The 14,288-nt window shown below is 67.0% G+C and carries 11 protein-coding genes; 7 read left to right on the plus strand and 4 right to left on the minus strand.

Annotation, left to right across the window (positions count from 1 at the left end; all coding sequences use genetic code 11):
* Window positions 1–89: 89 nt before the first annotated feature.
* From OHB26_RS13235 to OHB26_RS13265, 7 genes are read left to right on the plus strand one after another with little or no spacing between them, the layout of a single operon-like run.
* Entirely contained in the window at window positions 90–1,805 is a 1,716-nt protein-coding gene (locus tag OHB26_RS13235) for an acyclic terpene utilization AtuA family protein (protein ID WP_330184463.1), read from the plus strand.
* An 11-nt stretch (window positions 1,806–1,816) separates the two neighbouring features.
* A complete protein-coding gene (locus OHB26_RS13240) occupies window positions 1,817–2,965 on the plus strand; it encodes an acyl-CoA dehydrogenase family protein (protein ID WP_330185628.1) in 1,149 nt (382 codons plus the stop codon).
* A complete protein-coding gene (locus OHB26_RS13245; protein WP_330184464.1) occupies window positions 2,962–4,566 on the plus strand; it encodes an acyl-CoA carboxylase subunit beta in 1,605 nt (534 codons plus the stop codon). Before OHB26_RS13240 ends, OHB26_RS13245 begins: the two co-directional genes overlap by 4 nt.
* Before the next feature lie 8 nt (window positions 4,567–4,574).
* Entirely contained in the window at window positions 4,575–6,614 is a 2,040-nt protein-coding gene (locus OHB26_RS13250; RefSeq protein WP_330184465.1) for an acetyl/propionyl/methylcrotonyl-CoA carboxylase subunit alpha, read from the plus strand.
* 3 nt (window positions 6,615–6,617) lie between these two features.
* Window positions 6,618–7,781, plus strand: a complete 1,164-nt coding sequence (locus tag OHB26_RS13255; protein ID WP_330184466.1) for an acyl-CoA dehydrogenase family protein — start codon at window positions 6,618–6,620, stop codon at window positions 7,779–7,781.
* A 31-nt stretch (window positions 7,782–7,812) separates the two neighbouring features.
* On the plus strand, window positions 7,813–8,598 hold the full coding sequence (locus OHB26_RS13260) for an enoyl-CoA hydratase family protein (RefSeq protein ID WP_330184467.1): 786 nt from the start codon (window positions 7,813–7,815) through the stop codon (window positions 8,596–8,598).
* 6 nt (window positions 8,599–8,604) lie between these two features.
* Window positions 8,605–9,219, plus strand: coding sequence for a TetR/AcrR family transcriptional regulator (locus OHB26_RS13265; protein WP_330184468.1), 615 nt, complete (start codon window positions 8,605–8,607; stop codon window positions 9,217–9,219).
* 1 nt (window position 9,220) lies between these two features.
* Here OHB26_RS13265 and OHB26_RS13270 read toward each other — a convergent pair whose 3' ends face one another.
* The 4 genes from OHB26_RS13270 to thiD form a co-directional block, all read right to left on the minus strand.
* The gene (locus tag OHB26_RS13270) at window positions 9,221–9,388 is read right to left on the minus strand and encodes a hypothetical protein (protein WP_330184469.1); all 168 of its coding nucleotides are present in this window, start codon (window positions 9,386–9,388) and stop codon (window positions 9,221–9,223) included.
* Between the two features lie 369 nt (window positions 9,389–9,757).
* Complete coding sequence (locus OHB26_RS13275; protein ID WP_330184470.1) at window positions 9,758–11,836, minus strand: glycosyltransferase family 39 protein; 2,079 nt, start codon at window positions 11,834–11,836, stop codon at window positions 9,758–9,760.
* Window positions 11,837–12,038: 202 nt separating this feature from the next.
* Window positions 12,039–13,280: a bifunctional glycosyltransferase family 2/GtrA family protein gene (locus OHB26_RS13280; RefSeq protein WP_330184471.1), complete on the minus strand. Its 1,242-nt coding sequence runs from the start codon at window positions 13,278–13,280 to the stop codon at window positions 12,039–12,041.
* Window positions 13,281–13,366: 86 nt separating this feature from the next.
* Window positions 13,367–14,248: a bifunctional hydroxymethylpyrimidine kinase/phosphomethylpyrimidine kinase gene (gene thiD, locus OHB26_RS13285; protein ID WP_330184472.1), complete on the minus strand. Its 882-nt coding sequence runs from the start codon at window positions 14,246–14,248 to the stop codon at window positions 13,367–13,369.
* Window positions 14,249–14,288 lie beyond the last annotated feature (40 nt).

Raw genomic sequence — 14,288 nt, forward strand, 5'->3', positions numbered from 1 at the left:
GCAGGCTTGATTTTTTTCTGACCCGATGTGACCCTTGAGCGGACCGCAGCGATGGCGCTGCGCCGCGCGGTGCACAGGGAGGCCCAGGAATGAGTCAGCTCGGCGAGGATCCGGAACTTCTCCGGATCGGCAACTGCTCCGGCTTCTACGGGGACCGGATGAGCGCCATGCGCGAGATGCTCGAGGGCGGGCAGCTCGATGTGCTCACCGGCGACTATCTGGCCGAACTCACCATGCTGATCCTGGGCCGGGATCGCATGAAGGACGCGAATCTCGGTTACGCCAAAACCTTTGTGCGACAGCTGGAGAGCAATCTCGGACTGGCCCTGGAAAAGGGCGTCAAGATTGTCGTGAACGCGGGCGGGCTCAATCCCGCCGGACTGGCACAGCGGGTCGGCGAGGTCGCCGAAAAGCTCGGTCTCGCACCGAAGATCGCGTATGTGGCCGGTGACGATCTGCTGCCGCGCGCGGCCGAACTCGGACTCGGCGCGCCGCTCACCGCCAATGCCTACCTGGGTGCGTGGGGTATCGCCGCAGGCTTGAACGCGGGCGCGGATATCGTGGTGACCGGGCGTGTCACCGACGCCGCCCTGGTGGTCGGCCCGGCCGCCGCCCACTTCGGCTGGGGCCGAACCGATTACGACGCGCTGGCGGGCGCGGTGGTGGCGGGGCATGTCATCGAATGCGGCACCCAGGCCACCGGCGGCAATTTCGCCTTCTTCACCGAGATCGCCGATCTGAACCGGCCCGGCTTCCCGATCGCGGAGCTGCGCCGGGACGGCAGCAGCGTGATCACCAAGCATGCCGGAACCGGCGGCGCGGTCACCGTGGATACGGTCGAGGCGCAGCTCATGTATGAGATCCAGAGCGCGCGCTACGCCGGACCGGATGTGACGACGCGGCTGGACAGCATCGCGCTCAGCCAGGAGGGGCCGGATCGAGTGCTTATCAGCGGCGTCGAGGGCGAAGCGCCCCCGCCGCGCACCAAGGTCTCGCTGAACACCATCGGCGGCTTCCGCAATGAGATGGAGTTCATTGTCACCGGCCTGGATATCGAGGCCAAAGCCGAACTGGCGCAACGACAACTGGAATCCTGGCTGCCGGTGCGGCCTGCGGAGATGGACTGGACCCTGGCCCGGCTGGACCGCCCGGACGCCGAGACCGAGGAGCAGGCCAGCGCGCTGCTGCGCTGCGTGGTGCGCGATCCGGACCCGAATAAGGTGGGTCGCGGATTCTCCAGTGTGGCAGTGGAATTGGCGCTCGCCAGCTACGCGGGCTTCTCGCTGACCGCGCCGCCCGGAAACGGCGGTCCGTACGGGGTGTTCAAGCCCGGCTATGTGGATGCGAAGGAGGTTCCGCATATCGCCGTGCTGCCCGATGGCAGCACGGTGGACATCGCCCCGGCGGGGGAGACTCTCGAGCTCGCCGAGGTTCCCGAACCCGCACTGCCACAACCGCTTCCGCCAGGTGAGACCAAGCGCGTCCCGCTCGGCGCCATCGCCTTGGCGCGCAGCGGTGACAAGGGCGGAAATGCCAATATCGGCGTCTGGGTGCGCACCGATGAGCAGTGGCGCTGGCTGGTGCACGCGCTCACCGTGGACGAGCTGCGCCTGCTGCTGCCCGAGACCGCGAAACTGCCGATCACCAGGCATGTGCTGCCGAATCTGCGCGCGATCAACTTCATTGTCGAGGGTCTGCTCGGGGAGGGCGTGGCCTATCAGGCGCGCTTCGATCCGCAGGCCAAGGGGCTCGGGGAATGGCTTCGGGCTCGGCACATCGAAATTCCTGTGGAGCTGCTGCCATGAGCACTGCCTATGTGAACCCCTGGGAGACGCCGGAGCGTCGCGAATTGCGTGCCGCCGTGCGCGGATTCACCGAGCGTGAGGTGCTGCCGTACCTGAACGACTGGGAGCGGGAGGGTGAGATCCCGCGCGAGCTGCACAAGAAAGCCGGCGCGCTGGGCCTGCTCGGCATCCAGTTCCCGGAGTCGGGCGGCGGCTCGGACGGCGATGCCATCGACGCCGCCATCGTGTGCGAGGAAATGCATTACGCGGGTGGTTCGGGAGGTCTGTTCGCCTCGCTGTTCACCTGCGGGATCGCGGTGCCGCACATTATCGCCTCCGGCAATGCCGACCATATCGAGCGTTTCGCCAAGCCGACCCTGGCGGGCGAGAAGATCGGTTCGCTGGCCATCACCGAACCCGGCGGCGGCTCCGATGTCGGGCATCTGCGCACCACCGCGGTGCGCGATGGTGACGAGTTCATCGTCAACGGCTCCAAGACCTACATCACCTCGGGTGTGCGCGCCGACTATGTCGTGACGGCCGTGCGCACGGGAGGCAGTGGTGCGGCGGGTGTTTCGCTGCTCATCGTGGAGAAGGGCACACCCGGATTCACCGTCAGCCGCAAGCTGGAGAAGATGGGCTGGCTGGCCTCGGATACCGCCGAACTCTCGTATGTCGATGTGCGTGTACCGGTCTCGAACCTGGTCGGTCCGGAGAACTCCGGATTCGCCCAGATCGCAAACGCTTTCGTGAGCGAGCGGGTGGGTCTGGCAGTACAGGCGTACGCCCAGGCACAGCGCTGCCTGGACCTGACACTCCAGTGGACCCGTGATCGGGAGACCTTCGGCCGCCCGCTGATCAGCCGCCAGTCCGTACAGAACACCCTGTCGGAGATGGCGCGCCGGATCGATGTGGCCCGCGTCTACACCCGGCAGATCGCCGAACGCTCCTCCCATGGCGAGACCGATCTGATCGCCGAGGTGTGCTTCGCCAAGAACACCGCCGTCGAAACCGCGGAATGGGTTGCGCACCAGGCGGTTCAGCTGTTCGGCGGGCTCGGCTACATGCGTGAGTCCGAGGTGGAGCGGCAGTACCGCGATGTGCGCATTCTCGGTATCGGCGGCGGCACCAACGAAATCCTGACCGCCCTGGCGGCAAAGCGATTGGGGTTCCAGTCTTGAGTATTCTGCGCACCACCGTAGATCCGAAGTCGGCGGATTATCAGGCCGCCGCCGAGGCGATGACGGCCAAACTCGGCGAGGTCGAGGCCGAGTACGCCAAGAACATCGCGGGCGGCGGCCCGGACAAGATGGCGCGGCATCGCAAGCGCGGCAAGCTGACCGCGCGCGAGCGCATCGAGCTGCTGCTGGATGAGGATTCGCCGTTCCTGGAGTTGGCCCCGCTGGCGGCATGGGGCAGTGACTTCCATGTCGGCGCGAGCGTTATCGCCGGTATCGGCATTGTGGAGGGCGTCGAATGCATGATCGTCGCGCCCGATCCGACCGTGCGCGGCGGCACCTCGAACCCGTGGACGCTGCGCAAGAACCTGCGCATGAACGATATCGCGCTGGAGAACCGGCTCCCGGTCATCGGCCTGGTGGAGTCCGGCGGCGCGGATCTGCCGACGCAGAAGGAGGTCTTCGTCCCGGGCGGCCGCATGTTCCGCGATCTGACCCGGCTGTCGGCGGCCGGAATCCCCACCATCGCACTGGTTTTCGGTAACTCCACCGCCGGTGGCGCGTACATCCCGGGCATGTCCGACTACACGGTCATGATCAAGGAGCGTTCCAAGGTATTCCTGGGCGGGCCGCCGCTGGTGAAGATGGCCACCGGTGAGGAGTCCGATGACGAATCCCTGGGCGGCGCTGAAATGCACGCCCGGACTTCGGGTTTGGCGGACTACCTGGCCGTGGACGAACAGGACGCCATTCGGCTCGGCCGATCCATCGTGCGCCGGTTGAACTGGCAGAAGAAGGGCCCGGCTCCACGCCCGGTCACCGAGGTCATCGAGCCGCTGTACAACCAGGACGAGTTGCTCGGCATCGTTCCCGGTGATCTGAAGATCCCGTTCGATCCGCGCGAGGTCATCGCCCGAGTGGTGGACGGCTCCGACTTCGACGAGTTCAAGCCGCTGTACGGCTCCAGTCTCGTCACCGGATGGGCCGAGCTGCACGGTTATCCGGTCGGCATTCTCGCCAACGCGCGGGGCGTGCTCTTCTCCGAAGAGGCACAGAAGGCCACGCAGTTCATCCAGCTGGCCAACCAGTCCGACATCCCACTGTTGTTCCTGCACAACACCACCGGCTACATGGTCGGCAAGGAATACGAGCAGGGCGGCATCATCAAGCACGGCGCGATGATGATCAACGCGGTCTCGAACTCCAAGGTCCCGCATATCTCGCTGCTGATGGGCGCGTCCTACGGTGCGGGCCACTACGGCATGTGCGGTCGCGCCTACGATCCGCGCTTCGTCTTCGCCTGGCCCAGCGCGAAATCCGCCGTCATGGGTGGTGCGCAGCTGGCGGGCGTCATCTCCATTGTCGGCCGGGCCGCCAATGAGGCCCGCGGTATCCCGTTCAACGAGGAGGCCGATGCCGGTATGCGCGCCATGATCGAGGCGCAGATCGAGGCCGAATCGCTGCCCATGTTCATGTCGGGCCGCCTGTACGACGACGGCGTCATCGACCCGCGCGACACCCGCACGGTATTGGGAATGGCGTTGTCCGCCATCCACAATGCCCCGATCAAGGGCGCTGAGGGCTTCGGCGTCTTCCGAATGTGAGGGCCGTAATGACAGCATCGCGAAGCGATTCGGTGGGGGGCGGTGGCCGGGCGACGGGTGGGCTGACGAACGTTCTCGTAGCCAACCGTGGCGAGATCGCGCGGCGGGTGTTCGCCACCTGCCGTCGCATGGGAATCGCCACCACCGCCGTGTATTCCGATGCCGATGCCGCCGCACCGCATGTGGCGGAGGCGGATTCGGCTATTCGGCTGCCCGGCAATACTCCCGGCGAGACCTACCTGCGCGGTGAGCTGATCATCGAGGCGGCCCTGGCCGCCGGTGCCGACGCCATTCACCCCGGATACGGATTCCTCTCCGAGAATGCCGAATTCGCGAAGGCCGTACAGGCCGCGGGCCTGACCTGGATCGGCCCGCCCGTAACCGCCATCGAGCAGATGGGCTCCAAGGTCGAGTCCAAGAAGATGATGGACGCCGCCGGTGTCCCGGTACTCGCCGAGCTCGATCCGGCCGAGGTCACCGCGGAGATGCTGCCGGTGCTCATCAAGGCGTCCTCCGGTGGCGGCGGTCGCGGTATGCGCGTGGTGCGCGACCTCGCCGACCTGCAAGAGCAGTTGGAAGGCGCACGGCGCGAAGCGGAATCGGCGTTCGGTGATCCGACCGTCTTCTGTGAGCGTTACCTGGAGACCGGCCGCCATATCGAGGTGCAGGTCATGGCCGACACCCGGGGCACCGTGTGGGCCGTCGGCGAGCGTGAGTGCTCCATTCAGCGCCGTCATCAGAAGGTCGTCGAAGAAGCCCCGTCCCCGCTGGTCGAGAAGATCGACGGGATGCGGGCGCGCCTGTTCGAAGCGGCCAAGCTCGCCACCGAGGCCATCGGCTACGAGGGCGCGGGCACCGTCGAATTCCTGGCCGACGAGAAGGGCGACTTCTTCTTCCTGGAGATGAATACCCGTCTCCAGGTGGAACATCCGGTCACCGAGCAGGTCACCGGGCTGGATCTGGTTCGCCTGCAATTGCAGGTGGCCGCCGGTCGTCCACTGCCCGCGACCCAGCCCGGTATGCGCGGCCACTCCATCGAGGTGCGCCTGTACGCCGAGGATCCGGCGCATGATTGGCAGCCGCAGAGCGGTACCGTGCACAAGCTCGAAATCCCGGGCACCACGGGCGAATTCACCGTACTGACCGAGTCCGGCGTGCGCCTGGACACCGGTGTGGTGGACGGCTCGGTGGTCGGCGTGCACTACGACCCGATGCTGTCGAAGGTCATCTCCTTCGCCGAAACCCGGGACGAGGCAGCGCATCTGCTGGCCTCGGCGCTGCAACGCGCCAAGATTCACGGTCTGGTCACCAACCGCGATCTGCTCGTGCGCGTCCTGCGGCATCCGGCGTTCCTGGCCGGTGACACCGATACCGCCTTCTTCGCCACGCACGGCCTGGACGCCCTGTCTGCGCCGCTGGCCTCGGAATCCGATGAGGCACTGTCGATTATCGCCGCCGCCCTCGCCGATGCCGCCGCCAATCGCAGGGCCGCCCGCGTCGGTTTCGGCCTGCCCAGCGGCTGGCGCAATCTGCCGTCGCAGCCGCAGTCCAAGTCGTACGAGAGCCGGGTCACCGGTAAGCACGAGGTGCGCTACACCCGCACCCGCGAAGGACTTCGGGTCGACGGCCATCCGGGTCTCGAATTGCTCGAAGCCACACCGGATTCCGTCATCCTCCAGGTGCCGGGCGAGCGCGGCCCGGTGCGCCGCCGCTTCCAGGTGGCGCGCTACGGCGATCTGGTGGCCGTGGATTCCCCCCTCGGTCCGGTGACCGTGCGCCGCCTGCCGCGTTTCGAGGATCCGGCTGATCAGGTGGCCGAGGGTTCCCTGCTCGCCCCCATGCCCGGATCGGTCATCCGCCTGGGCGCCGAGCTGGGCAGCCGTGTCGAGAAGGGCCAGCCCATTCTGTGGCTGGAGGCGATGAAGATGGAGCACACCATTGCCGCCCCCGCCGCCGGAGTGCTCACCGAACTCAATGTCATCGCGGGTCAGCAGGTAGAAGTCGGTGCCGTGCTCGCCGTGGTCCAGCCCGAAGAAAATCAGGAGTAGACGATGAGCTTCATCGAGACCGACGAGCAGAAGGCGCTGCGCGAAGCCGTCGCCAAACTGGCCGCCAAGTACAACTTCCGCGATTACGCCGGACCCAAGGCCCGCAAGGGTGAACCGTTCGACGAATTGTGGGACGAGGCGGGCAAACTCGGCTTCCTCGGCGTCAATCTGCCGGAGGAGTACGGCGGTGGCGGCGCGGGCATCTACGAGCTGGCCCTGGTACAGGAGGAGCTGGCCGCGCAGGGCTGCGGCCTGCTGCTCATGGTGGTCTCTCCGGCCATCTGCGGCACCATCATCACCAAGTACGGCACCGAGGCGCAGAAGCGGCACTGGCTGACCAAGCTGGCCGACGGCTCCGGCAAGATGGTCTTCGGTATCACCGAACCGGATGCGGGCTCGAATTCGCACAAGATCACCACCACCGCGCGCCGCGATGGTGAGGACTGGATTCTCAACGGGCGCAAGATCTTCATCTCCGGTGTCGATCAGGCCGAGGCGGTGCTCATCGTGGCCCGCAGCGAGAACGCCAAGACCGGCAATCTGCAGCCCGCCCTGTTCATCGTCCCCACCGATGCCCCCGGCTTCGTGAAGACGAAGCAGGAGATGGACATTATCGAGCCGGACAATCAGTTCACGCTGTTCCTCGATGATGTGCGCCTGCCCGCCACCGCCCTGGTCGGCCAGGAGGACGCCGCCATCGCGCAGCTGTTCGCGGGCCTGAATCCGGAGCGCATCATGGGTGCGGCCATGGCAATCGGCATGGGCCGCTACGCCATTGACCGCGCCGTCGCCTACGCCAAGGAGCGCGCGGTCTGGAAGGGCGCGCCGATCGGTTCGCACCAGGGCATTTCGCATCCCCTCGCCCAGGTGAAGATCGAACTGGAACTGGCCAAGGTCATGATGTGCAAGGCCGCGTTCCTGTACGACTCGGGCGACGACTTCGGTGCCGCCGAGGCCGCGAATATGGCGAAATACGCTGCGGCGGAGGCGAGTATCAAGGCACTCGATCAGGCCATCCAGACCCACGGCGGCGCGGGCCTGACCTCCGATGTGGGCCTGGCGGGCATGCTCGCGGCCGCGCGTATCGCGCGGGTGGCCCCGGTCAGCCGCGAGATGATCCTCAATTTCGTGGCACAGCATTCGCTCGGCCTGCCCCGGTCCTACTGAGCCGCGTTCTTTTGAGCCGTAAGGAAATTCGATGAGTGACGCCACCCCCGACGCGCCGTTCGTGCGCTATGAGGTGCGGGACGGATTCGCCGTCCTGACCCTGGACTCCCCGCACAATCGCAATGCCCTGTCCTCGAAACTGGTGACCGAGCTGCTGGCGGGACTGGAGAGCGCGGCCGCCGATTCCGCGGTGCGCGGGGTGGTGCTCACCCACACCGGCAATACCTTCTGCGCCGGGGCCGATCTCAAGGAGGCCCTGGACGCCGATCCGGCGGCCGCCGCCGATATCCGCACCGGCTGGATGGTGCGGGTACTGCGCGACATCCTGGAGCTGCCCAAACCCGTCATCGCCCAGATCGACGGCAATGTGCGCGCGGGCGGGATGGGCATTGTCGGGGCCTGCGATATCGCGGTCGCCGGTCGCGGCAGCAGCTTCGCCCTCACCGAAGCCCGCCTCGGCCTCGCGCCTTTCGTGATTTCGCTGACTCTGCTGCCCCGGATGACCTCGCGGGCGGCAGGCCGCTACTTCCAGACCGGTGAGACCTTCGACGCCGCCGAGGCCGAGCGCAACGGTCTCATCAGCATTGCCGCCGACGATCCGGACTCGGAGGTGAAACGCCTGATCAGCGAGTTGCGCAAGGGTTCGCCGCAGGGTCTGGCGGAGAGTAAGCGGCTCACCACCGCCGCCACCCTCGCCGAGGTCGACCGGTCCGCGCTCGCCCTGGCCAAGCGCTCGGGCAGCTTCTTCGGCACCCCCGATGTGATCGAGGGCATGACGGCCTTCTTTCAGCGTCGGCCACCGAGCTGGGCAGAATAGCTACCCATGGCTACACCCCACGAACCCAAGCAGGACCGCAGCCGGGCCACCCGGCAGCGGCTGCTGGAGGCGACCATCGACTGCCTGGCCGAGACCGGCTGGGCGGCGGCGACCGTCGCGGTGGTGGCCGAGCGCGCCGGGGTGTCGCGCGGTGCGGCACAGCATCACTTTCCGACCCGCGAGGATCTGATCACCGCGGCGCTGGAGTACATGTTCGAAACCCGTATGGCCCAGTCGCTCGCCGACGCGCAGGCCATCGGTGAGATCGCCGAGGGCGCGGGCCGCACCGAGGCGGTGGTGACCGCGCTCGTGGAGGGTTACACCACCTCGCTGTTCAAAGCGGCGTTACAGGTGTGGACCCATGCCGCCGCCGATCCCGCACTGCGCGAACGCATTGTGCCTCTCGAAGCCAAGTTCGGCCGCACGTCGCACCGTATGGCGGTGGAGGCGCTCGGCGTCGACGACTCCGATCCCGTTGCGCACCATCTGGTTCAGGCCACCCTGGATCTGGCGCGCGGTCTGGGGCTGGCGGATGTGCTCACCGATGATTCGTTGCGCCGCAAGGAGATCGTGCAGCAGTGGGCGGCCACCCTGCACACCGCTTTGGCTGCCGAGCGTTGAGCTAGAAGCCGAAAATCTCTGCCATATCGATGGATTCGTCATCCCAGCGTTGTTCTATGCACTCCCGTTCGCGGGCGGCGAGGTCGGGCCGCCAGCCCGAGCGACGCCAGAAGGCTTCGCGGCGTTCAGCGCTGAGTAGCGGGGGATGGTGTGCGAGTGGGTCGCTCATGCGGACAGTCCCTGGATCGGATTGTCGGGTGCCGATTCCAGGGTAGGGGAGTGGTGGGGGCCACAGTGGCGTTTTCGGGTGGTCGACATCTCGTCTGACCTGCGGTGATACGTGAACTAGATCATTGCTGGACGCTTGCCCAGCGTCCTAGGTTGTTCGTCGTACCCGAACCCGATCCGCGAAGGATTTTGTCGTGCCCATTATCGATCTCGGCTCCGCCGCACTGAATCTCGCGAACGTCGTCACCGGCATCGCGTCGAATATCACCTACCTGCTGCACGCGTGGGGCCTGGCCTGATTCGGCCGTAGAGCAAACGAAGAGCCCGTCTCCGCTATCGGCGGAGACGGGCTCTTCTTGTCGTGTCCGGACTACCGCGTCTTCGGTGCGGTCAGGTCGTAGAGGGTTACGCCGTCCACCTCCTGCGAGGTGAAGTGGTCCTCGACCCACTTGGTGATCTCGGAGCTGTGCGAACCCGACCGGTTGGAACCGAAGCCGCCGCCACCGATGAAGTAGTGGATATCCCCATCGGCCACGTACCGCTGGAACTGCTCCAGGGTCGGGGACGGATCACTGCCGTTGAACCCGCCCACCGGCATGACCGGCAGCTGGGTGGCGAGCTGGAAGCCCGCGGCACTGTTCGAACCGATGGCCGCGGCCACCCAGGTGTACTCGTCACCATTGGCGGACAGCAGTGCGGTGATCTTCGCGCTGGGCTTGCTGGCCATCATGAAGTTGCCCGCGCCACCGCCCTCGCGACCGCCCTTGCCGGTACCGCCCGGGGTGTTCGCGCCGCCGGGAGCGCCGCCCGGATTGCCGCGCGCACCACCTTGGTTGCCACCGTTCGGCCCGCCTTGGTTGCCACCGGTCGATCCGCCCGGGATCCCGCCGTTCGGGCCGCCTTGGGCGCCATCACCGTTCATGGGTTGCGCACCGCCGTCACCGCGCGGCCCACCGGGGCCGAAGCCGAAGCCGCCGCGCACATTCGGTCCGGCGCTGGGGATCGGTCCCTCATGTCCGGTGGCGAGGGTGTCCACCGTGTAGGCGAGCGGTCCGGCGAGACCGATCACGATTGCCGCTGTGGCCGCCGCGATTTCGATCCTGCGGGGCAGGCGCACGAGCAGTAGCGCGGTGACCGCGACTCCCGCGGCCGCCACCGTCCAGCGCAGCCAGGGCTGGAAGGAGTTGCTGCGGGTCAGCAGCATCCACGCCGTCGCGATGGTGGCGCCCAGGGCAAGCGCCAAAGCCGCACGCACCCAGAGCTTCTCGCGTTCGCGCCAGAGCATGACCACGCCGATGCCGACCAGCGCCGCCACAGCCGGAGCCAGCGCCACCGTGTAGTACTGGTGGAAAATGCCCTTCATGAAGCTGAAGACCAGTCCGGTCACCAGCAGCCAGCCGCCCCAGAGCAGGAGTCCGGCGCGCTGCTGATCGGTGCGAGCTGCCCTGCCGCGCAAGACGAGTGCCGCCGCCAGCAGGATGAGCGCGGCCGGAATCAGCCAGGCGATCTGCCCGCCCTGCTGCGGTTCGAACATGCGGGTGATACCGGTCGAGCCCCACATGCCGTTGCCGCCGGCGGGGAGTTCGCCGCCCGGGCCGACGCTGCCGGTCTCGTCGCCGTTCAACCGGCCCAGCCCGTTGTAGCCGAGGGTCAGTTCGACAATCGAATTATGCTGTGAGCCACCGAAATACGGCCGATCATCGGCGGGCCAGAATTCGGCGATCAGCAACCACCAGCCCGCACCCGCCAGCATGGCCGCCCCGGCCGCGAAGAGCTGCGCGATACGCTTGCCGAGTTTCGGCGGCCCGGCGACCAGGTAGGTCAGTGCCAGCGCGGGCACCACCAGCAGCACCTGCAATTGTTTGGTGAGGAAGCCGAGTCCGATGAACAAGCCGGTGTACAGCAGCCACCGCCAGCGGCCGTCCTCGACCGCGCGGGTCATCGCCCAGGTGGCGGCGATCATGAGCAGTACCAGCAGGGCATCGGGATTGTTGAACCGGAACATCAGGGCCGCGACGGGAGTCACGGCGAGCGCGAGTCCGGCCAGCAGCCCGGCGCTCGGCCCGAAGACCCGCCGCACGGTCGCCCACAGCAGCGCCACCGAGGCCACACCGATGAGCGCCTGCGGCAGCAGCATGCTCCAGCTGTGCAGGCCGAAGATCCGGACCGAAATCTCCATGGGCCACAACGACAGTGGCGTCTTGTCGACCGTAATGGAGTTGGCCGCGTCGGAGGAGCCGAAGAAGAACGCCTTCCACGACACCGAACCCGCCTGTACCGCGGCGGCATAGAACGAATTCGCCCAGCCGTTCACCGACAGATTCCACAGATAGGCGATCGCCGTACCGATGAGCAGCGCCGCCAGCGCCGGATACTCCCAGCGCGAGCTTCGCGGGTCGGCAGCGGGTGGCGGCGAAACCACCTGGCGTTCAGTGAATGTCGCGGTCATCGTGCCTCCTCGGATGAGTCGTTCGAGAGCGTGTCGGGTGGCGAGTACACCCAGCGGATCATCTGCCCGTGGCCGCTCCACGGCGCGGCCACCCCGTCATCCCGGCGCAGGCCCGCCCCGTCATCCCGGCGTGCTTTTGGCCGGGATCCACCGAAGCGAGCTGAACCCCCGGGGGTTTCCATCTGCGGCCCCTGCGGTGCGTTCACCGGCTGCCCGCCGCATCGTGTGCCCCGGCCTTGCGGAACACCCAGCGCAATCCGACGAATCGCACCAGTGTCGCGATAAGATTCGCGATCACCAGCACCACCAGTTCCAAATGTACCGCCGAGCCCGGCGCCCAATGATGCAGTGCGAAAAGGGATCCGCTGGTCAATGCCAGCCCGATACCGAAGATGGTCAGGCCCTGCAGTTGATGCGATACCGCCTGCGCGGATCCGCGCACCCCGAAGGTGAAGGCTCGATTGGCGGCGGTATTGCCGATGGCGGTGATCAAAAGCGCCAGGAAGTTGGCCGCCTGCGCACCCGTAATCGATTGCAGCAGAACGTATAGCAGCAGATACGCCAGGGTGGAGGCGACACCCACAATGCCGAATCGCACCAGCTGTCCGACCATGCCGAGCGGGACGCCCTCCACCAGCGGTTCGCGTCCGATGGCGGCGCGTAGCTCATTGATGGGCAGCCGCCCCGAGCCCAGCGCCCGCCCGACCCGCCAGATGCCCCGCAGATCCTTGCGCGCGGTGTCGACGATATCGACGCGGCTGTCCGGATCGTCGATCCAGTCCACCGGCACCTCGTGAATGCGCAGTCCGATGCGTTCGGCCAGCACCAGCAGTTCGGTGTCGAAGAACCATTCGCCATCCTCCACCAGCGGCAGCACCATGCGCGCCACCTGGCTGCGCATGGCCTTGAAACCGCATTGCGCATCGGAGAATTTGGCCTGTAGCGAGGTACGCAGGATCAGGTTGTAGCAGCGCGAGATGATCTCCCGCTTGGGTCCGCGCACCACCCGAGAGGAGGAGGCCAGCCGGGTGCCGATGGCCAGATCGGAGTGTCCGGAGACCAGCGGCGCGATCAGCGGCAGCAGTGCGTTCAGATCCGTGGAGAGGTCCACGTCCATATACGCGACGACCTGTGCGTCCGAGCCCTGCCACACTTCGCGCAGTGCGCGGCCGCGGCCCTTGCGGTCCAGGTGCACCACCCGGACGCCGTCGAGTTCGGCGGCGAGTTGGCGCGCGACCCGCAGGGTGGAGTCGGTGGAGGCATTGTCGGCGATGGTGATGCGTGCGGTGAACGGGAAGTTCAGGATGAGGAAGGCGTGCAGTCTGCGCACGCACGGTCCGAGATCGACCTCTTCGTTGTAGACGGGCACGACCACGTCAACTACGGGCGCGGTCACGGACTCTGCGGGTTCCGCCGCCCGGACGGCGGTCACGGTGTCGGACATGATCACTACGGTCGTCCGGCACGCTGGGCCACCCCTGCGGCGGAGCTGGGAGGTTCCTGGGAGCCCGCGCCCAGGCTACGGGGCTGCTACGAAGGGCCCGTGCCGTCGCCGAGTAGGGAAGTCGCATCTTCGTGCAAGCGCCACAGCGGAGAAACCGGCCCGTGCCCCGCGCCCAGGTCGTAAGACGCTTCGAGGCAGCGGCGGGTCCATTCCTTGGCGAAGGTGAAGGCCGCTGGGACCGAATAGCCGTGTGCGAGGGCGCTCGCCATGGCGGCGGCCAGGGTGTCGCCGCCGCCGTGATCATTCCCGGTGGCGATGCGCGGCGCGGTCAGCTCATGGAAGGTCTCGCCGTCGAACAGCAGATCGGTGCTGAATTCCGAGGTGCGCAGATGTCCGCCCTTGACGATGGCCCATTTCGGCCCGAGCGCGTGCAGCGCCTCGGCGGCCTTGTGCGCGGTGAGATCGTCGACCACCTCGATACCGGTGAGCAGCCGCACCTCGTCGAGGTTCGGGGTGATGACGGTGGCGAGGGGAATGAGGGTGTCGCGCAAGGCGTCCAGGGCCGAGGCGTGCAGGAGCGGATCGCCGTGCATGGAGGCGGCCACCGGATCGACCACCAGCGGGATGCTGCCCTCGCGTCCGATGCCGACCTCTTCGCAGACCGCCGCGACGGCTTCGATAATGGCGGTGGAGGCGAGCATCCCGGTCTTGGCGGCCCCGATTCCGATATCGCCCACCACGGTTCGCACCTGCCCGGCCACGATCTCCGGCGGAATCTCATGGAATCCACTTACCCCGAGCGTGTTCTGCACGGTCACCGCGGCCACCGCCACGCACGCGTGCACGCCACACATCGCCATGGTGCGGGAGTCGGCCTGAATACCGGCGCCGCCGCCGGAATCGGTCCCCGCGATGGTGAGCGCGCGGACGGGGGTCTGCCCATTCGGGGCCAGCGGCAAGAGCTTCACAACCCCGACCCTAGGTCTCGTCTCCATGCGTGGGCCACCC

The sequence above is a fragment of the Nocardia sp. NBC_01503 genome (genome assembly GCF_036327755.1).
Lineage (GTDB): Bacteria > Actinomycetota > Actinomycetes > Mycobacteriales > Mycobacteriaceae > Nocardia.

Excerpts from the sequence above, each read along its gene's own strand:
- OHB26_RS13250 (WP_330184465.1), top strand. The coding sequence starts at position 4,575 with ATGACAGCATCGCGAAGCGATTCGGTGGGGGGCGGTGGCCGGGCGACG.
- OHB26_RS13235 (WP_330184463.1), top strand. The coding sequence starts at position 90 with ATGAGTCAGCTCGGCGAGGATCCGGAACTTCTCCGGATCGGCAACTGC.
- OHB26_RS13255 (WP_330184466.1), top strand. The coding sequence starts at position 6,618 with ATGAGCTTCATCGAGACCGACGAGCAGAAGGCGCTGCGCGAAGCCGTC.
- OHB26_RS13275 (WP_330184470.1), bottom strand. The coding sequence starts at position 11,836 with ATGACCGCGACATTCACTGAACGCCAGGTGGTTTCGCCGCCACCCGCT.
- OHB26_RS13260 (WP_330184467.1), top strand. The coding sequence starts at position 7,813 with ATGAGTGACGCCACCCCCGACGCGCCGTTCGTGCGCTATGAGGTGCGG.
- OHB26_RS13265 (WP_330184468.1), top strand. The coding sequence starts at position 8,605 with ATGGCTACACCCCACGAACCCAAGCAGGACCGCAGCCGGGCCACCCGG.
- OHB26_RS13280 (WP_330184471.1), bottom strand. The coding sequence starts at position 13,280 with ATGTCCGACACCGTGACCGCCGTCCGGGCGGCGGAACCCGCAGAGTCC.
- OHB26_RS13270 (WP_330184469.1), bottom strand. The coding sequence starts at position 9,388 with ATGAGCGACCCACTCGCACACCATCCCCCGCTACTCAGCGCTGAACGC.